Raw genomic sequence first — 18,824 nt, forward strand, 5'->3', positions numbered from 1 at the left:
GTCATTGTCCCGAGATGCGGACGCGGTCCGCGTTGGCGAACTGGTCGGTGCCGGAGACGACGATGCGCTCGCCCTCCCGCAGGCCCGACACGATTTCCACTGCATTGAGGCTGCTGGTGCCGGCCTGGATCGGGCGGCGCACGGCGCTGCTGCCGTCGACCACCCAGGCGGCGCGGCCGCCATCCTGCTCCAGGAACGGTCCACGCTCCACCATCAGCACGTTCTCGCGCGTGTCCAGCACGATGCGTGCGGACAGGCGCTGGTTCTGGCGCAGGTTGGGCGGCTGCTGGCCATCGTCGAAGCGCAGGCGCGCGGTGACCTCGCCGCTGACCACTTCCGGCGAGACCGCCGAGACCAGCGCTGCGTAACGATTGCCTGTACTGGTGACCTGCGCCGGCACGCCGATGGCGAGGTCGCGGGCGAAGCTCTCCGGCACGCGGATCTCGACCTCGAACACGCTCAGGTCGATCACGCCCAGCACCGGCGCGTTGATCGCCACGTTGGTGCCCTGCGCAACCTGCACCTGGCCGACCTGGCCGTCGAATGGCGCGCGCAGGGTCAGCGCGTCGACCTGGCGCTGCAGTTCGGCCACCACCGCCTGCTGGCGGTCGGCCAGCAGGCGCTTGTTGCGTGCGTCGATGCCGGCGCCCTGGCCCTGCAGCGAGAAATCCCGGTGCGAGGCGGCCAGGCCGAGCTCGGCCTTCTTCAGCCCGTCGAGCGCGCGGTCGTACTCGTTCTTCGATACCGCGCCGCCCTCGAAGGCGCGCTGGTAGCGCTCGACGTCGCGCTGCGCGGCGGTGTGGTCGATCTGGGCCTGGTCGAGCAGCTTCTGCGCCTCCGAGCGGGTCAGCTGCGCGTCGAGCACGGCGCGGTTGGCTTCGCCTTCCAGGCTGGCCAGGGTCGATTCCTCCTGCACCAGGCGGCTGCGCAGTTCCGGGCTGTCGATGACGGCAAGCTCCTGGCCGGCCTTGACCACGTCGCCGGCCACGACCTTGAGCGACACGGTGCCACCGGCGATCGCGTAGAGGGTGGGGCTGTTGGCGGTGATCACGCGCCCGTCCGCCGACAGGTCGCGCACCAGATCGCCGCGCGTCACCTCGGCGATGCGAATCCGCGAAGCGTCGTAGGACGAGGCGCCCGAAGCCCAGCCGCTGGCCACCCACGCCACCAGCGCGGCAACCGCCAGCGCGACGCCGCCGGCCAGCAGCCAGCGACGCGGCAGGCGGCGCAGGCCGGCGGGCCGGGCCAGGGCCTGATCCTGTGCGGAGGTGTCGCGGATGCGGGCTTGCGTGTCCATGTCTGGATCTGGATGCGGAGAGGTCTGCCGTGGTTGCACGCAATCTGCGTGCCAACATCCAAGTGGCTGATTTGGAAACGGAATGCAGGCGCGCGAAGTGTCCGGACGGACACCGCGCGTGTCCGGCCGGACGCTGCTTTCCCGTACACTTGCCGGACACACGCGAGGAGAAACGGATACATGTGCGGCATCGTTGGCGCGATCGCGGATCGCGATGTGGTACCGGTCCTGATCGAAGGGCTCAAGCGTCTGGAATACCGCGGCTACGACTCCGCCGGCATCGCCCTGGTCTCCGAGGGAGAGGTGCGTCGCGTGCGCCGGACCGGTCGGGTCGTGGAGATGGAGGCGGCCGCGCAGGACGAGGATGTGCAGGCCATGCTCGGCATCGGCCACACACGCTGGGCCACCCACGGCGGGGTCACCGAATCCAACGCCCATCCGCACATCAGCCACGGCGTGGCGCTGGTGCACAACGGCATCATCGAGAACCACGAGCAGCAGCGCGAACGCCTGCAGCAGCTGGGCTACACCTTCGAATCGCAGACCGATACCGAGGTCATCGCGCACCTGATCCACCACTACATCAAGGCCGGCGACGACCTGCTCGGCGCACTGCAGCGTGCGGTCAAGGAGCTGCATGGCGCCTATGCGCTGGCCGTGGTCAGCCGCAAGGAGCCCGAGCGCATGGTGGTCGCGCGCATGGGCTGCCCGCTGCTGGTGGGCCTGGGCGAGGGCGAGAACTTCGTGGCGTCGGACGTCTCGGCGATCCTGCAGGCCACGCGCCGCGTCATTTTCCTTGAGGAAGGCGACACCGCCGAGATCACCCGCGATGCGGTGCGCGTGTTCGATGCGCAGGACGCCCAGGTCGAGCGCGACGTGCACCTGTCGGATGTCTCGTTGGCCTCGCTGGAGCTGGGCCCGTACCGCCACTTCATGCAGAAGGAGATCCACGAGCAGCCGCGTGCCATCGGCGACACGCTCGAGGCAATCATCGATGCCAACGGCTTCGAGCCCGAGCTGTTCGGCAAGGATGCGCAGGACGTGCTGCGCGGGGTCGAGGGCGTGCAGATCCTCGCCTGCGGCACCAGCTTCTACGCCGGCTCGGTGGCGCGCTACTGGATCGAGGCGATCAGCGGCCTGCCCTGCAGCGTCGAGATCGCCAGCGAATACCGCTACCGCAAGGCGGTGGCCAATCCCGCGTACCTGATCGTCACCATCTCCCAGTCGGGCGAAACACTCGACACGATGGAGGCGCTCAAGTACGCCAAATCACTGGGCCACGAGCGCACGCTGTCGATCTGCAACGTGCCCGAGAGCGCGATCCCGCGCGCCAGCCGGCTGGTGTTCTACACCCGCGCCGGCGCCGAGATCGGCGTGGCATCGACCAAGGCCTTCACCACCCAGCTGGTGGGCCTGTTCGCGCTTGCCGCGACGCTGGCCAAGTTGAATGGGCGGCTGGAGGCAGACCAGGAAGCCGAGTACGTCGAGGCGTTGCGCCACCTGCCCGGCAGCATCCAGCACGCGCTCAACCTCGAACCGCAGATCGCCTTGTGGGCCGAACGTTTCGCGCCCAGGAACCACGCGCTGTTCCTCGGCCGCGGCGTGCACTACCCGATCGCGCTGGAAGGCGCGCTCAAGCTCAAGGAAATCTCCTACATCCACGCCGAGGCCTATCCGGCGGGCGAGCTCAAGCACGGCCCGCTGGCGCTGGTGGACGCGGCCATGCCGGTGGTGGTGATCGCGCCGAAGGACTCGCTGCTGGAAAAGGTGAAGTCGAACATGCAGGAAGTGCGCGCGCGCGGCGGCGAGCTGTTCGTGTTCACCGATGCCGACAGCAACTTCAGCGAGTCCGAGGGCGTGCACGTGATCCGCACCCCGCGCCACGTCGGCGTGCTCAGCCCGATCGTGCACACCATCCCGGTGCAGCTGCTGGCGTACCACACCGCGCTGGCGCGCGGCACGGACGTGGACAAGCCGCGCAACCTGGCCAAGTCGGTGACGGTGGAGTAGGCGGCCCGACTGCGATGCAGTGGCAGCCGGCGGTTTTCGCTCCCAAGCAGGGCGAGCCAGCCGTCCATGACAGCCGGCGACTGTCATTTCGACCGCAGGGAGAAATCTCCCCGACCGGGCTGCTGAACGCCCAGCAGCCCGTTACAGCGAACCGCGAAGCACCCTGCCGCTAGCCGCCGCAGCCACCGCAACAGGTCGACGGCTGCCGCTCGATCGCGCTTTCCGGCACGGCGATGCCTGCGCGCGCCAGGCCTGCGGCGATGTCGCCTTCTTCCAGCGCCGTGGAGATGCGCAGCTTGCGGCTGAGCACGTCGAAGTCGGCGATGGCTGCCGGATCCTGCGACTGAAGCTGCTGCTCGAGTGCGGCCAGGTCGATGCGGCCGGTGTCCAGCTGTACGTCGAATTGCATGGTGGTCTCCTAGGGATACGGGCGGTATCGCGCCGCCGGGCCGCAACCGGCAATGCCGACCGCTGCGCCAGCATGCGCGCACGCGCGGTTCCGTGCCTTGACCTGCATCAGCCTGCTCGCACTGCGCACGCGGGGCCTGACGCAGGTCAAGACGCTCCGGGATCCGGACATTTTGTCCATTCCCGCGCGTACGGAATGGCGCTGCAATGGCGCCATGAACGGAGGATCGGGAATGAGAAGCAAGCTGTTGTACCTGGGCGTGGCGGCGGTACTTGCACAGCTCGCCGCAGGCGCCGCATGGGCGGCGAACGATGCGGCGGCGCCTGTCGACGAACGCGTGGTCAACCTCGACGCGCTGGTGGTCGTGGGCGTGGCCCCGGTGGCCTCGCTGACATGGGTGACCGATCCGCGCGTGCCGCGCCAGCCGGTGCCGGCCAGCGATGGCGCCGACTACCTCAAGACCGTGCCGGGGTTCGCCACGCTGCGCAGCGGTGGCACCAACGGCGATCCGGTGCTGCGCGGGCAGTTCGGTTCGCGCCTGAACCTGCTGGCCGGCGACGGCGCGCTGATGGGTGCATGCCCTTCGCGCATGGACAACGCGATGTCCTACGTCTCGCCGGAAACCTATGACCGGCTGACCATCGTCAAGGGTCCGCAGACGGTGCTGTGGGGCGGTGGCGCGTCGGCGGGCACGGTGCGCTTCGAGCGCGAAATCCCCTATTTCGACGAGGCCGGCCTGCGCCTGGACGGCAGCGCGATGTTCGGCAGCCACGGCCGCAACGACCAGGTGGTCAACGCCCTGGCCGGCAATCCGCAGATGTATGCGCGGCTCACCGCCAACCGCTCGGAGTCCGATGACTACGCCGATGGCGCGGGCCGGCGCGTGCCCTCGGCCTGGGACAAGTGGAATGCGGACGCGGCCATCGGCTGGACACCGGATCCCGACACCGTGCTGGAGGCCAGCGTCGGCACCGGCGACGGACAGGCGCGCTACGCCGGGCGCGGCATGGACGGTTCGCAGTTCGACCGCACCAGCTACGGCCTGCGCTTCGAGAAGAAGAACATGGAAGGCACGCTGCGCGAGGTCACGGCCAACGTCTATTACAACGATGTCGACCACGTGATGGACAACTACACGCTGCGCGATCCCGACCCCGACAGCTCGATGCCCATGCCGATGGCGAGCAACGTTGCACACCGCACAAGCGGTGGGCGCGCCGCGTTCGGCTTCGGTGGCGAACACTGGGAGCTCACCGCGGGCATGGACGCACGCGGCAGCCGCCATGCGCGCCGCAGCGCGATGGGACGCGACCAGTACCTGGCGCAGCCGTGGACGGTGGACGCACGCTTCCGCCAGACTGGCGCCTTCGCCGAACTGCACTGGCACCTGGACGGGCGCAACCACCTGATCGCCGGCGCGCGCGTTGATCGTGCCGAAGCCGAGGACCGGCGCGCGGTCACGAGCGGCATGATGCCGATGCCCAACCCGACCGCGGGGCAAACGCGCGCAGAGACGCTGCCCTCGGCCTTCGTGCGTTTCGAACAGGACATCGACGGCAAGCCGCTGCGCTGGTACGCCGGCGTCGGCCACACCCAGCGCATGCCCGACTACTGGGAGCTGTTCTCCCCCAACCGCGGTCCCGATGGTGCAGTCAACGCCTTCGCCGGCCTGCAACCCGAGCGCACCACCCAGCTCGATGTCGGCATGCGCTACGCAGGCAAGCGCGTCGATGCCTGGGTTTCGGCCTATGCCGGGCGCATGCAGGACTACATCGCGTTCGACTACATGACCGGCGCGATGGGGGCGAGCACGCGCGCGCGCAACGCCGACGCCGACATCCGTGGCGGCGAGGCGGGCATCGAGTGGCGCGCGATGGAGCACTGGAAGCTCGGCGGCACGCTGGCCTATTCCCGGGGTGAGCTGTCGGACAGCGGCCAGGCCCTGCCGCAGATGCCGCCGTTGGAGGCGCGACTGAACGCGGGCTACGACAACGGCACATGGTCGGCCGGGGCGCTGCTGCGCGCGGTGGCCGCGCAGGACCGGGTCAGCCCCTCGCTGGGCAACGTGGTCGGCCGCGACCTCGGGCCGAGCAGCGGATTCAGCGTGTTCTCGCTCAACGGCGCCTATCGCTTCAGCGACCGGGTGCGCCTGGCGGCCGGCATCGACAACCTGTTCGACCGCGACTACGCCGAGCACCTCAACCTCGCCGGCAACAGCGCCTTCGGCTATCCCGCCGATCCCACCCGGATCCACGAGCCGGGTCGCACGGCGTGGGTGAAGCTCAACGTCGAGTTCTGATCCGCCGTCGGGACGGCCCATGCTCCCTCCCCCGCCTGCGGGGGAGGGGGTCGGGGTGGGGGCAAACCGCAGCGTCGATGCGTCCGCGCCTCCGGCGCGCCTTTCACCTCGAAGCGCATGAGCCGCGCAGACGGGGAAAGGAAAGTCCGCGCCAATCCATCGCGGCTGAAGCCGCTCCTACGGGGGCATGGGTTGGTCGAGGTTGCGGGCGATTTCCCGCGGCAGCGCCAGCTCCTGCCAGCCTTGCGCCTGCACGTGCTGCAGGATCGCGACGACATCGCTGCAGGCGCGTCGCACGGCATCGGCCAGCGGCAGACCGGACAGCGCGCGGCCCGCGAGGAGTGCGGCAAACAGGTCGCCGCCGCCCTTGACCGCGTGCGGCACCTGCGCGTGTTCGACGGTTTCGTGTCCTTGCGCGGTCACCACCAGCACCTGCATCCGCCCCGGTGCGCAGGCGCGTGGCGCGGCGCTGGTCACCGCCACCCAGCGCGTGCATCCGCCCAGCAGGCCTGCGGCGGCGTCCGCGCAGTGCGCAAGCGTGGGCAGCGTGCGGCCGCACAGCTGTTCGAGTTCGAAATGATTCGGCGTCAGCCCGTCCGCGCAGGGCAGCAGGTGCTCGCGCCAGACCGGCAGCAGGGCAGGATCGGTGTAGCTGCCGGTGTCGTGGTCGCCGATCACCGGATCGATCTGCACCACGAGCGCGGGATTGATCTCGCGCATGCGTCGCAGCCAGCGCGCCAGCGCAAGGCCCTGCTGCGGCGAGCCCATGTAGCCGACCAGCACGCAGCGCGCACGCGTCGCGACCTCGCGTGCCTCCAGGTCATCGAGCAGGCCTTCGAACCAGTCCTGCGGCAGCGGCCCGCCGTGCATCGTCGGGTAGTGGGGTGTATTGCCCAGCACCACGGTCGGCACCGGCGCCACGTGGAGGCCCAGTGCCTGCAGCACTGGCACGGCGATCGAGTTGCCGACCGCGCCGTAGGCGACCTGCGACTGCACCGATACCACGTCGACCAGGCGCGCACCCGCAGTGGGTGAGAACAGGGCGTCGCCGCTCATCGAGTGTCGCCCGCCCCGCCTGGATTGCCCGCGAAACCAGGCCAGTAGGCGCTGTCGGGCGTGGGCCGGCCGCCGAAGATCGCGGTGCCCACGCGCACCGTGGTCGCGCCTTCGGCAATGGCGAGTTCGAAGTCGCCGGACATGCCCATCGACAGTTCGTCCATCGCGATGCCCTCTGGCGCATCCTGGCGTAGGCGATCGCGCAGCTCGCGCAGGCGCACGAAGCAGGGGCGCACCCGCGCCTGGTCCTCGGAGAACAGCGCCAGCGTCATCAGCCCGCGCACGCGCAGCGATGAAAATGCCGGCAGCTGTTTCACGAAGGCGTCGACCTCCTCCGGCGCCAGCCCGAACTTGGTCGCCTCGCCGGAGGTGTTGACCTGCACCAGCACGTCCAGCGCGCGCCCCTGCTTCTGCAGCTGCGCATCCAGCGCCTCGGCCACGCGCAGGCTGTCGAGCGCCTGGAATTCGCTGGCGAAACGCGCTGCGTACTTGGCCTTGTTGGTCTGCAGGTGGCCGATCAGCACCCAGCGCAGGTCGGCCAGGTCGGACATCGCCTCCCACTTTCCCATCGCCTCCTGCACCTTGTTCTCGCCCAGTTCACGCAGGCCGATGCCATGGGCCAGGCGCAGCCGCGCCGCGTCGACGGTCTTGCTGACCGGCAGCAGGCGCACCTCGCCCGGATCGCGCCCCGCGGCGCGGCAGGCCGCGTCGATGCGTGTACGGATGGTGTCGAGGTTGGCCTGCAGCTGCGCGGCGGAAGCGTCCATGGCGACCTCAGGTCCCCGCCAGCCAGTCGCGTGGCACCAGATAGTCGTGCAGGCGCGCTTCGATGCTGCCGGGTTCGGGCGCGTAGCCGTACTCCCAGCGCACCAGCGGCGGCAGGCTCATCAGGATCGATTCGGCGCGGCCACCGCTCTGCAGGCCGAAGTGGGTGCCGCGGTCGTAGACCAGGTTGAATTCGACGTAGCGGCCGCGCCGGTAGAGCTGGAACTCGCGCTCGCGTTCCCCGTAAGGAGTGTCCTTGCGGCGTTCGACGATCGGCAGGTAGGCGTCGAGAAAACCGTCGCCGACCGCGCGCAGGTAGCCGAAATCCTGCTCCATGTCGTCCTGCAGGTCGTCGAAGAACAGCCCGCCCACGCCGCGCGTCTCATTGCGATGCTTGAGAAAGAAGTACTCGTCGCACCAGCGCTTGTGCGCCTCATAGCGGGCTTGCGCGCCGAACGGCTCGCACAGCGCGCGCGCGGTGCGATGCCAGTGCTGCACGTCCTCGTCAACGGGATAGAACGGGGTCAGGTCGAAGCCGCCGCCAAACCACCAGGCCACGGTTTGGCCATCGCGCTGCGCCCGGAAGTGGCGCACGTTGGCATGCGTGGTCGGCAGGTGCGGATTGCGCGGATGGAACACCAGCGACACGCCCACCGCGCGCCAGGAAGCGCCGACGAGTTCCGGGCGGGCGGCCGTGGCCGACGGCGGCAGGGTGCTGCCGGACACGTCGGAAAAGCCGATGCCGGCCTGCTCGAACACCGCGCCATCGCGCAGCACGCGGGTGCGGCCGCCGCCGCGCAGGGTGGTGCTGGCGTCGTCGGGATCGCGCTGCCAGGCGTCCTCGAAGAAGCGTGCGCTGCCGTCGGCGGTTTCGATCGCGGCGCAGATGCGGTCCTGCAGGCCGGTGAGGTAGTCGCGGATGTCGTCGAATCGGTCCATGCCGCCATTCTAGGCGGCGCCGGTGTGCGCGGCGTTGCGCTGGATCAGGCGCCCGGTGTCGCGGGCGCGCGCCAGGCCTGCAGGCGAATGTCCAGGCGGCGGGCCAGCTCGCCGGCGTCGAGGCGGTAGGTGTCGGGCAACGCGCCGTGGAAACCGCTGACACGGCGGTTGATCCGGTGCAGCCGCTCGCCACCGCGCTCGCATTCGACGAAGTCGAATCCCACGAGGCGCTGCATCCCGACCCGGGTTTCGCCAAAGCGCGCCACCTCGGCCCAGCGGATCCGCGAGCGGCGCAGTAGCGACACCATCTCGAAACCGTCCGCGTCCAGCAGCAGCCGGCTGCCGCCTGGCAGCAGGTTGAGCAAGGCGACCGCTGCACACAGCCCGAAGAACACGATGCAGCCCCAGGCCAGCACCGGATGCGTGGGCATGATGATGCCGCCGATCCACACCAGGCCGGCCGAGGCCGCGCCCATCGCCAGCCACTTCAGCGGCGAAGGGCGCAGGATCTCCGTGCCTGGTGACGGCGCGCTCATGTCGCTGGCAGTTGCTGCTGCCTCCGTTGCCGCGAGGCGCTCACTTCAGCGTGCGCTCGAACAGCTCCAGGATCCGCCGGTACTGGTCGTACCACGAGTCGGCATGCACGTAGCCGTGCCGCTCCATCGGGTAACTCGCCAGCTCCCATTTGTCCTTGCGCAGCTCGATCAGGCGCTGCGCCAGCACCACCGAGTCGCGGTAGAACACGTTGTCGTCGATCATGCCGTGCGCGATCAGCAGGTGGCCCTGCAGGCCTTCGGCGTACTCGATCGGCGAGGACACGCGGTAGGCCTCGGGGTCGATGTCGGGCGTGTTGAGGATGTTGGCGGTGTAGTCGTGGTTGTACTGGGTCCAGTCGGTGACCGGACGCAGCGCGGCGCCGGCCTTGAACTTGTCCGGCTCGCGGAACAGCGCCATGAAGCTCATGAAGCCGCCGTAGCTGCCGCCGTAGATGCCGACGCGTTCGCGGTCGGCCTGCTGGTGCTCGACCAGCCAGTCGATGCCGTCCAGGTAGTCCTCGAGTTCCGGCTGGCCCATGTTGCGGTAGATCGCGGTGCGCCAGTCGCGGCCGTAGCCTTCGGATGCGCGGAAGTCCAGGTCCAGCACGATGTAGCCGCGCTGCACCAGCAGGTTGTGGAACATCTGTTCGCGGAAGTAGTTCGGATACCGGTCGCTGACGTTCTGCAGGTAGCCCGCGCCGTGCACGAACAGCGCCACCGGGTATTTGCGCCCGGGCTCCATCGTCGCCGGGCCGTAGTACTTGCCCCAGATCGTGCCGGCGCCGTGCTTCGACGGCACCTGCACGTACTGCGGCTGCAGGAACTCGTAGGCGCGGTATTCGGCGCTGCGCGTGTCGGTGAGCGTGCGCAGGTTGCCGCCGTCGGCATCGACCACCGCCAGCTGCGGCGGCACGTAGCTCGACGAATGGCGCAGCAGCAGGCGCGCGCCATCGGGCGAGGCTACGAAATCCTCGACGCCGCCGAGCTGGGTCAGCTCCGCCACATCGCCGCCGGCCGCGGGCACGGTGCACAGCTCGTAGTCGCCCGGGCGGGCGCGGTTGCAGGTGAAGTGGAAGCGTGCGCCGTCCGGCGCCAGCACCGGCTGCGAGACTTCCCAGCGGCCCGAGGTCAGCGCGCTCGCGCGGCCACGACCGGCATCGACCGTGTACAGGTGCGCATGCCCGCTTTCCTCGGACACGAACCACAGCCTGCGCTGGTCGGGCAGCCAGCCGAACTCGTTGAAGCTCCAGTTGATCCAGGCCGGGTCGGTGAGGCGGTGGCGCGACTGCGGCTCGCCGCCTTCCGGCTGCAGCGTTGCCAGCCAGCGGTCCTTGTTGTCGATCGAATGCAGCATCAGCGCGAGGAAGCGCGAGTCCGCGCTCCACAGCAGCCCGTCCTCGTCGTCCTCCAGCCGCAGCGCGCGCGCGCCCTTGAGCGGCTCCTTGCCGGCGGCCTTACGCAGCGTCGCCAGCGGATCGTCGCCGATGCCCGGAAGCGCGCCGGTCGAAAGTTCGCGACGCGAGCCGTCGCGCATGTCGACCAGCCAGAAGGTCTGCGCGCGCGGCAGGTTGCGGCCGACGCGGGTGCGTACGTCCTCGAACTCCTCGTAGCCCGATTCGGTGACGTACTTCGGCATCTTGCCGGCCTGTCCGCGCTCGTCGGACTTGCGCTCGGCCGCCACCGCCAGCCAGCGCCCGTCGGGCGAAAGCGAGGTCGCGGCGATTTCCACGTCCTTGCCCAGGAACACAGGCGCGGGCGCGCGGGTGGGGTCTGCGCGACGCAGTTCGGCATCGCGGTTGCGCTGGGTCTCGCGTCGCTCGCGCTCGGTGCGCAGCGTCTCGACCAGGCGCAGCTGGTTCTCGCGCAGCAGGTCGGGCTTGGGCGCCGCCGCAGGGTCGTCCTCGGCCTTGGGCGAGGCGGCGTGGGTGGTGGCGCCGTCGGCCGCGCTCCAGCGGAACCAGTCGTGGCCGCTGCGCCAGAGCAGGGCACCGTCGCTTGACCAGCGCGGGTTGGCTTCGGTCGCTTCGCTGCGGGTGAGCTGGGTCAGCGCGCCATTGCGCAGGTCGCGCACGAACACGTCGCCGTTGCGCACGAAGGCCATGCGCGTGCGCTGCGCATCGAGTACCGGCCGCGCGGCGTCGATGCCGGCGCGCGAGGGGCCGTCGACGATGCGCGCCTGTCCGCCGGCGATGTCCTGCAGGTAGACGTCGCGGATGCCGTTGCCTTCGCGCTTGAGCGGGTAGTAGGCGTGGCGGCCGTCCCACGACCACCAGGCCTGTTCGACCGTCGGCCCGATCCAGTCCGGATCGGCCATGATCCGGTCCAGCGTGAGCGGCGGCGCAGGCTGCGCCTGGGCGAGTGCGGCGGCGCTGGCGAGCAGCAGGCAGGACAGCAATGGCGCGGATCGATGCATTTGCACGTGCACGGGAAGCGGGAATTGCGACAGCCTAGCAGTCGCTTCCGGCGTGGCATCTGCCGACGGTCATGCTCCGCGGGCGGGCGCGGGCCGCACGCGCATCGCCGCCTGAACACCGCGACGTTCCCCGCAGGGCCGATTTACCGCACAATTCCGCGACCTGTGACACCGCGCGGACATGCACGCCTACGTCTACAAAAGCCAGCGCCGGGCCGATACCTTTGTCTACCTGGCCGCCCACGATGATTTCGACCGTCTGCCCGAACCGCTGCGTGCCCGGCTGGGTGCGCTGCAGTTCGTGCTGGACGTGGCGCTGGTGCCCGGCCGCCGGCTGGCGCGTGGCAATGCGGACGAAGTGCGCGACAACCTGGCGCTGCATGGCTTCCACCTGCAGTTCCCGGCCGACGCGCACGCCGACCCGATGAGCGAGGACTGGGGCACCGATGCCTGAGGCCCCGCGGATCCCACCCCTGCGACAACGACGCGTCCCCGCGGCTGCCGCCGCCTTTGGCCTGGCCCTGGTGCTGGCCACCGGCTTTGGCGGCATCGTCGCGCTGCTGGCCGCACTGCTGGCCCAGCCCGCGCTGGCGCTGGCGGTGCGCGGCTGGCGCATGGACCTGCCCGCCGGGCGCGACGCCCTGCTGCGCGATGCGCGGGCGCTGCTGTCGCTGTGGACGGGTGGCCTGCTGGCGGCCGTGGTGCTGGTCGGCTGGCCGCTGGTGGAACTGCTGCGCAGCAACGGCCTGGGCGTTGTGCTGGCGCTGAGCGCGATGGCCGGCCTGTGTGTGCTCGGCCTGTGGCGCACCTGGCCGCTGTGGCACGGGCTGGAGCGCGAGGGCGGCAGCGTCGTCCGCCACTGGCAGGCGCTGGCAAAGCGCGACGCCTCGGGCTGGCACGGCGCCGCCGCCGCCGCCTGCGTGGCCGCGATCCTGGCCTGCATCGTGCTCCTGGCCTGGCCACAGCTGCTGACCGACACGGCGCGCTGGTCGCTGGCTCTGGTTTCGGCGCTGGCATGGCCGCTGCTGCACCTGCTGCTGCAGCGCCTGCCGGCCCCGATCGAAGCGGCGCGCCCGATTCCGGTGGTGGAAATGGACGGCGAGGCTACAAGCCTGCCGTCGTCGGTGCTGGACGGCGACCTCGACCGCGCGCTGTATGCCGCCGCGCGCGCTGGCCGCGTCGACCAGGCCCTGGCGCTGGTCGAGGCCGGTGCCGACGTGCGCGCGCTGCCGCTGGACGAGGATCGCGACCAGCGCGGCCTGCCGGTGCTGGCCGCGGTGCTGCCCGACCTGCGCCTGCTGCGCCTGCTGATCGCCCGCGGCGTCGACCTCAACGCCGCGCATGCGGGCCTGACTCCCCTGCTGGCCGCCACCCGCGACAGCTGGCACGGTCGCCCCGAGGCGGTGATGACCCTGCTGGCCAACGGCGCCGATCCGCGCAATGCCGACCGCGACGGCAACACCCCGCTGCACCACGCCGCGCGCAGCTCCGATCCAGGCGTCGCGGCGCTGCTGCGCGATGCCGGCTGTGCGCTGGACGTGGCCAACCACGAGGGCATGACCCCGCTGGGTGTGGCCTGCGCCGCAGGCAACTGGCGGCTTGCGCGGTTCCTGCTCGAACGCGGCGCCAGCCCGGCGATCGAGGACGGCACCCCGGCGCTGGTGGCGGCGGCCGGTGGCGACGAGGATGATCCGGCGGCCGTGCAGCTGCTGCTCCGGCACAAGGCGCGGGTCGACGCGCGCGACCGCGACGCCCGCACCGCGCTGCACGTCGCCGCTTTCCAGGGCCATGCCGGAATCGTCGCCGCGCTGCTGGACGCGGGGGCGGACGTGCATGCGCACGACGCCGCCGGCGCCACGCCGCTGCTGGAAGCGGCGCGCGGTGGCGCCGCCAGCGTCTTCGAGGCCCTGCTCGGCGCCAAGGCCGATCCAATGGCGGTCGACGCGCAGGACCGCAGCGCACTGCTGCTGGCCTGCCTGGCTGATGCGCCGTCCTCGGCCCTGGTGGGGCGCCTGCTCGAACTCGGCCTCGACCCGCAGGCCACGGCACGCGACGGCAGGCGCGCAACCGAAGTCGCGGCCGAGGCGGGCCGCTGGCGCCTGGTCGCAATGCTCGATCCGGACTACGCGCTGCCGGCCAGCGTGCGGCCCGATGCCGGCGAGGCGCCGCCCGAGCAGCGCTCGCCGCTGCTGCTGCTGCGGGAAGGCCTGGACGCGGGCCGCCACGATGACCTGGAGCGCGTCGCCGCGCTGGTGCCGCCGGCCGAGCTCGGCGGCCTGCTGACCTGCGTCGACGATCTCCCGACGCCGGCCCGCATCGACTGGCTCGCCGCCCAGGGCGCCGACCTCGAGGTCCGCGACGCGTCGGGCGAAACCGCTGTCTTCCGCCTGCTCACACGCGGCCCGGCCGCGTTGCCCGCGCTGCAGGCCCTGCTCGGCCACGGCGCCTCGCCGGCCGGCCGCGGCGGGCTGGCCCGGTTCCTTGCCGCCTGCGTCGCCGGCGACCAGGCCGGCCGCGCGCTGGAGCAGTGCGCGCTGGACCTGCTCGAGCGCGGCGCCGACCCGTTCGCGGCCTCGCCAGCCGGCGATCCGCCGCTGTCGCTGGCCGTGCACCTGGGCTGGGACCGGCTGATCGAGCGCCTGCTGGTGATCGGCGTCGACGCCGACGCCCGTGATGCGCGCGGCATGACCGCACTGCACCTGGCCGCGGCGCTGGCGCGGGAGGACGTGCTCAAGACCCTGGTGCGCCATGGCGCGGCAGTCGACGTGCGCGCACAGGACGGGCAAACGCCGCTGGGCGTGGCCCTGGCCAGCGGGCGGCGCGACTTGGCCGACTGGCTGGACTGGCGCGACTGGCCCTTGCCGCGGCGCGTGCTGCAGCCGTCCGACCTGCCCGCCGCCGCCATGGCCGGCGATGCCGATGCGGTCCGCCGCCTGATCGAACTTGGCCTGCCGGTCGACGCCGTCGACGCGCAGGGCTGCACCGGCCTGCTGCGCGCCTGCGGCGGCGGCCATCGCGCCGTGGTCGAGCTGCTGCTGTCGCGTGGCGCCAATCCGCAGCACGTCGCCCACACCGGCGCCACGCCGCTGTCGGCGACGGTCAGCATGCGCCACGGCGAGCTGGTCGACCGCCTGCTCGCCGCCAACGCCAGGCTCGAACAGCGCCTGCCCGGCGAAGTCACCGTGCTGATGCTGGCCGCCGCGCTCGGCCTGCCGGACCTGTGCGCCAAGCTGATGACCGCCGGCGCCAACGTCCACGCCACCGACGCCCAGGGCCTGACCCCGCTGCACTGTGCGGCGCTGTACGGCTTCACCGCGCGCGACCGCACCCGCCTGGTGGCCCTGTTCGACACCCTGCTGCTGGCCGGCGCCGAGGTCGACGCCTTGGCCGCCGGTGGCGTCACCCCGCTGCTGCTGCTGCTCGGCGCCCGCGCCGAACCCGGCACCGCCTGCGACGAGGATGTGCTGCTGGCGGTGCTCGAACACTTGCTCGACGAAGGCGCCATGCTCGACGCGCGCGACCCGCGCGGCTTCGGCCCACTGCACCTCGCCGCCCTGCACGGTCTGCTGCTGCTCACCCGGCGCCTGCTGCGCGCCGGCGCCGACCCCGAAGCGCGCGACGCGCTCAATCGGACCCCGCGCGAGATCGCGGTGATGCGCGGCTTCGTCGACGTCGCCCACGAATACGTCCCATCCCCGGCCGGCGTGTCGATGGCCCGGTTCCTGCGCGACCGCGGCTGAAGGCACCGCCCGGACCTCTCCACTTGCGGGCGTGCGGGGGCGGGATCTACAGTCCGCCGGCAGTGCCCGAGCGGCCCGGGTAACTGCGCCGGGGCCGCGCTGCGGCGATCCGGCCTCGACGCCGCACCAGGGAGCGGGAACATGCGGATGAGACGCCATTTGTGCGGGTGCGTGCTGATGCTGTGGTTCGTGGCGGGTGCGGTGCACGCTGCCGGCGCGGCCGAGGCGCGCAGGCAGGTCGAGGCGAGCATGCTGGTGACCGGACGGGTCACCATCACGCTCGAGGGCACCGTCAGCGACTGGACCATCGACCAGCGGAACAAGCTGCCGCCGGCGGTCGCGAACGTGATCGATGCCGCCGCGCCAGGTTGGCGTTTCGAGCCGATCCTGGTCGACGGCAAGCCGGCACACGGCAGCGCCAGGATGAGCCTGCTGATGCTGGCCGAACGGGTCGACGCCCGGCGGTTCCGGGTGACGATCCGCAGCGGCTACTTCGGGCGCGAGGCGGTCCTGATGGCCGCACGCCATTCCGCGGAGCGTTCGGGCGCGGCGACGCGGGACGAGAGCGATCAACTGTCGTCGATTGAGATGAAGCCACCGGAGTATCCGGTGCAGGCGCGCTATGCCGGTGCGCATGGCGTGGTCTACGTCGTTGTCCGGGTGGACCGGACCGGCCGGGTGCAGGACGCCGTGGCGGAGATGGTGAACCTGCGGGTGCTGGGCACCGAGCGGGAGATGGTGCAGATGCGCGAGCTGCTGGCGAAGTCGGCCCTGGTGGCCGCGCGCAAATGGACCTTCCAGCCGCCCACCCGGGGCGAGTGGGCCGACCAGGAGAACTGGTCGGCGCGGGTTCCGGTCGACTACAGGTTTGCCGACGACGGCGAGCCCGGCTACGGGCAGTGGCAGTCCTACGTGGCCGGCCCGCGCAATCCGATCCCCTGGGAAATGGAGGGCCTGGAAGGTTTCGATATCGCACCGGATGCGCTGGTGTCGGGTGTGGTGCACCAGGTCGGGACGGGGTTGAAGCTGCTGGTTCCGCTGGAAGGCGGCTGAGCCACGTCACGCACCGGGCTTTGTCGCCCCGCCAGCATCTGCAGCTGACGCGCGCCGCGCTTGGGCCCCCGCGCCGACGAGTGCAATGGCCGGGAGCGGCGGACGGCCCGATGGTCGCGCATCGACGGACATCCATCCCGCGTGCCTGTCCGACTGAAGGGCGCCAGTGAAACGCGGGGCGGGTTTGCGGGCGCGGCATCGCGTGCAGGACCCGAAAAAACGAAAAGCCCGCAGGGCGGGCTCTTCGTCATCGCGGTCCGGTGCGGGCCTCAGCGCTTCATCGAGGCGAAGAACTCGTCGTTGGACTTGGTGCTCTTCATCTTGTCGAGCAGGAATTCCATCGCCGCGATCTCGTCCATCGGATGCAGCAGCTTGCGCAGGATCCAGATGCGCTGGAGCATGTCGGGCTCGATCAGATAGTCCTCGCGGCGGGTGCCGGAGAGGTTGACCGCGATCGCCGGGTACACGCGCTTTTCGGCGATGCGGCGGTCCAGGTGCACTTCCGAGTTGCCGGTGCCCTTGAACTCCTCGTAGATCACCTTGTCCATCGCGCTGCCGGTGTCGACCAGTGCGGTGGCGATGATGGTCAGCGAACCACCTTCCTCGACGTTGCGCGCCGCGCCGAAGAAACGCTTCGGGCGATGCAGCGCATTGGCGTCGACGCCGCCGGTCAGCACCTTGCCCGACGACGGCACGACGTTGTTGTAGGCACGCGCCAGTCGGGTGATCGAGTCGAGCAGGATCACCACGTCCTTCTTGTGCTCGACCAGGCGCTTGGCGCGCTCGATCACCATTTCGGCGACCTGCACGTGGCGCGCGGCCGGCTCGTCGAAGGTGGAGCTGACCACTTCGCCGCGCACGGTGCGCTGCATCTCGGTCACTTCCTCGGGCCGCTCGTCCACCAGCAGCACGATCATGTGCACGTCCGGGTGGTTGCTGGTGATCGCGGTGGCGATCTGCTGCATCAGCATGGTCTTGCCGGCCTTGGGCGGCGAGACGATCAGGGCGCGCTGGCCCTTGCCCTGCGGCGCCATCAGGTCGAGGATGCGGCCCGCGATGTCCTCGGTGGACCCGTCGCCGCGCTCGAGCTTGAAGCGCTTGCGCGGGAACAGCGGGGTCAGGTTCTCGAACAGCACCTTGCCCTTGCTGGCCTCCGGCGGCTCGCCGTTGATCGTGTCGACCACGTTGAGCGCGAAGTAGCGCTCGCCGTCCTTCGGCCAGCGGATGCGGCCGGACAGGTGGTCGCCGGTGCGCAGGTTGAAGCGGCGGATCTGGCTGGGCGAGATGTAGGTGTCGTCCGGGCCGGCGAGGTAGCTCGCCTCGGCGCCGCGCAGGAAGCCGAAGCCGTCGGGCAGGATTTCCAGCACGCCGTCGGCCTGCACGCCCTCGTTGGTGCGGGTGAGCACCTTGAGCAGGGCGAAGATCACGTCCTGCTTGCGCGCGCGGGCCACGCCTTCATGGATGTTGAGCAGTTCGGCGATGTCGAACAACTTGTGCGCGGGCATCCGCTTGAGCTCGCCCAGCGAATACTGGGGGAAGCCTTCGGGGATGTTCGGCGGCGGCATGCGGTTGGCCTGCTCGTGGCCGTTGCCGCCGTCGTCCTGCGGCAGGCCGCCGTCGCGTGGGCGGTCACCGCGCGGGCGATCGTCACCGCGCTGGCGATCGCGGCGATTGCGGAAGCGGTCGCGCTTGCTGGTGCCCTGTGCATTGGCCTGGTTGCCGCCGTTGCCGCCGCGGTTGTCCTGCTGGGGCTGGCGCTGGCCTTGGCCGGAATCCGAGGACTGGCTCTCGCCGCCGCTCTGCGTGGGCTGGGCGCCACCGCCCTGTGCGGGCTGGCTGGACTGGCTGGGCTGCGAGGGCTGGGAGGGCTGGGAGGGCTGGGAGGGCTGACTCGGCTGGCCTTCCGGGGTCTCGCTTCGCGCAGGCTGCCTGGCCGCAGCCGGTTCCGGCGCAGCGGGCCTGGGCTCGGCGGGCCTGGGCTCGGCGGGCGCCGGGCTCGACTCGAACAGCGTCGGCGCGTCGGCGTCGGCGGATTTTGCGGGCTTCTTGGTGGCGCGCGAAGCGGTCTTGCGCACGCGCTTGACGGCGGTATCGCCGGCGTCGGGGGTTTGGTCGGACAAGTGAGAGTTCCTCGCTCGGTGCGAGCGCCCTGAAGCGGGCGGGATGGTGAGGGGAGTCGTGCAGACGGGGTGCGGCGCCCAATTCAACGCCGGATGCGGCCAAACTAACACCAGACGGCGGACGTCGGCAAGCGGTCTGGCAGGACCTCGTTCATGCGCGCCGGTTGGCAACGCATCGGGTGATGGG

The 18,824-nt window shown here is 70.8% G+C and carries 13 protein-coding genes; 5 read left to right on the plus strand and 8 right to left on the minus strand.

Annotated features, from left to right (window positions below; all coding sequences use genetic code 11):
* Window position 1 precedes the first annotated feature (1 nt).
* A complete protein-coding gene (locus ACW5DW_RS01430) occupies window positions 2–1,297 on the minus strand; it encodes an efflux RND transporter periplasmic adaptor subunit (protein ID WP_457016860.1) in 1,296 nt (431 codons plus the stop codon).
* A 180-nt stretch (window positions 1,298–1,477) separates the two neighbouring features.
* On the opposite strand from ACW5DW_RS01430, the gene glmS reads away from it, so the two are divergent.
* Window positions 1,478–3,307 (plus strand): glutamine--fructose-6-phosphate transaminase (isomerizing), encoded by a 1,830-nt coding sequence (gene glmS / locus ACW5DW_RS01435; RefSeq protein ID WP_457016862.1) that lies wholly within the window; start codon window positions 1,478–1,480, stop codon window positions 3,305–3,307.
* A 169-nt stretch (window positions 3,308–3,476) separates the two neighbouring features.
* Here the strand turns inward: glmS and ACW5DW_RS01440 are convergent, their stop codons facing one another.
* Complete coding sequence (locus ACW5DW_RS01440) at window positions 3,477–3,716, minus strand: hypothetical protein (RefSeq protein WP_457016864.1); 240 nt, start codon at window positions 3,714–3,716, stop codon at window positions 3,477–3,479.
* 232 nt (window positions 3,717–3,948) lie between these two features.
* On the opposite strand from ACW5DW_RS01440, the gene ACW5DW_RS01445 reads away from it, so the two are divergent.
* Window positions 3,949–6,015, plus strand: a complete 2,067-nt coding sequence (locus ACW5DW_RS01445) for a TonB-dependent copper receptor (RefSeq protein WP_457016866.1) — start codon at window positions 3,949–3,951, stop codon at window positions 6,013–6,015.
* 177 nt (window positions 6,016–6,192) lie between these two features.
* Here the strand turns inward: ACW5DW_RS01445 and pdxK are convergent, their stop codons facing one another.
* The 5 genes from pdxK to ACW5DW_RS01470 are packed head-to-tail and all read right to left on the minus strand — an operon-like array spanning window position 6,193 to window position 11,724.
* Window positions 6,193–7,071: a pyridoxine/pyridoxal/pyridoxamine kinase gene (gene pdxK / locus ACW5DW_RS01450; RefSeq protein WP_457016867.1), complete on the minus strand. Its 879-nt coding sequence runs from the start codon at window positions 7,069–7,071 to the stop codon at window positions 6,193–6,195.
* Entirely contained in the window at window positions 7,068–7,838 is a 771-nt protein-coding gene (locus ACW5DW_RS01455) for a YggS family pyridoxal phosphate-dependent enzyme (protein WP_457016869.1), read from the minus strand. The genes pdxK and ACW5DW_RS01455 overlap by 4 nt, the downstream gene beginning before the upstream one ends.
* 7 nt (window positions 7,839–7,845) lie before the next feature.
* A complete protein-coding gene (hemF, locus tag ACW5DW_RS01460; RefSeq protein ID WP_457016871.1) occupies window positions 7,846–8,775 on the minus strand; it encodes an oxygen-dependent coproporphyrinogen oxidase in 930 nt (309 codons plus the stop codon).
* Window positions 8,776–8,819: 44 nt separating this feature from the next.
* Window positions 8,820–9,311: a hypothetical protein gene (locus ACW5DW_RS01465; protein ID WP_457016873.1), complete on the minus strand. Its 492-nt coding sequence runs from the start codon at window positions 9,309–9,311 to the stop codon at window positions 8,820–8,822.
* A gap of 40 nt (window positions 9,312–9,351) precedes the next feature.
* Complete coding sequence (locus ACW5DW_RS01470; protein WP_457016875.1) at window positions 9,352–11,724, minus strand: S9 family peptidase; 2,373 nt, start codon at window positions 11,722–11,724, stop codon at window positions 9,352–9,354.
* Window positions 11,725–11,905: 181 nt separating this feature from the next.
* Between ACW5DW_RS01470 and ACW5DW_RS01475 the strand changes: the two genes are divergently transcribed.
* From ACW5DW_RS01475 to ACW5DW_RS01485, 3 genes are all read left to right on the plus strand, one after another.
* Window positions 11,906–12,178, plus strand: a complete 273-nt coding sequence (locus tag ACW5DW_RS01475) for a YcgL domain-containing protein (RefSeq protein WP_457016877.1) — start codon at window positions 11,906–11,908, stop codon at window positions 12,176–12,178.
* On the plus strand, window positions 12,171–15,464 hold the full coding sequence (locus ACW5DW_RS01480) for an ankyrin repeat domain-containing protein (RefSeq protein WP_457016879.1): 3,294 nt from the start codon (window positions 12,171–12,173) through the stop codon (window positions 15,462–15,464). Before ACW5DW_RS01475 ends, ACW5DW_RS01480 begins: the two co-directional genes overlap by 8 nt.
* 147 nt (window positions 15,465–15,611) lie before the next feature.
* A complete protein-coding gene (locus ACW5DW_RS01485) occupies window positions 15,612–16,517 on the plus strand; it encodes an energy transducer TonB (protein ID WP_457016881.1) in 906 nt (301 codons plus the stop codon).
* 269 nt (window positions 16,518–16,786) lie between these two features.
* Here the strand turns inward: ACW5DW_RS01485 and rho are convergent, their stop codons facing one another.
* Window positions 16,787–18,592, minus strand: a complete 1,806-nt coding sequence (gene rho, locus ACW5DW_RS01490; protein WP_457018371.1) for a transcription termination factor Rho — start codon at window positions 18,590–18,592, stop codon at window positions 16,787–16,789.
* Window positions 18,593–18,824 lie beyond the last annotated feature (232 nt).

This window comes from Luteimonas sp. A482 (genome assembly GCF_054072655.1).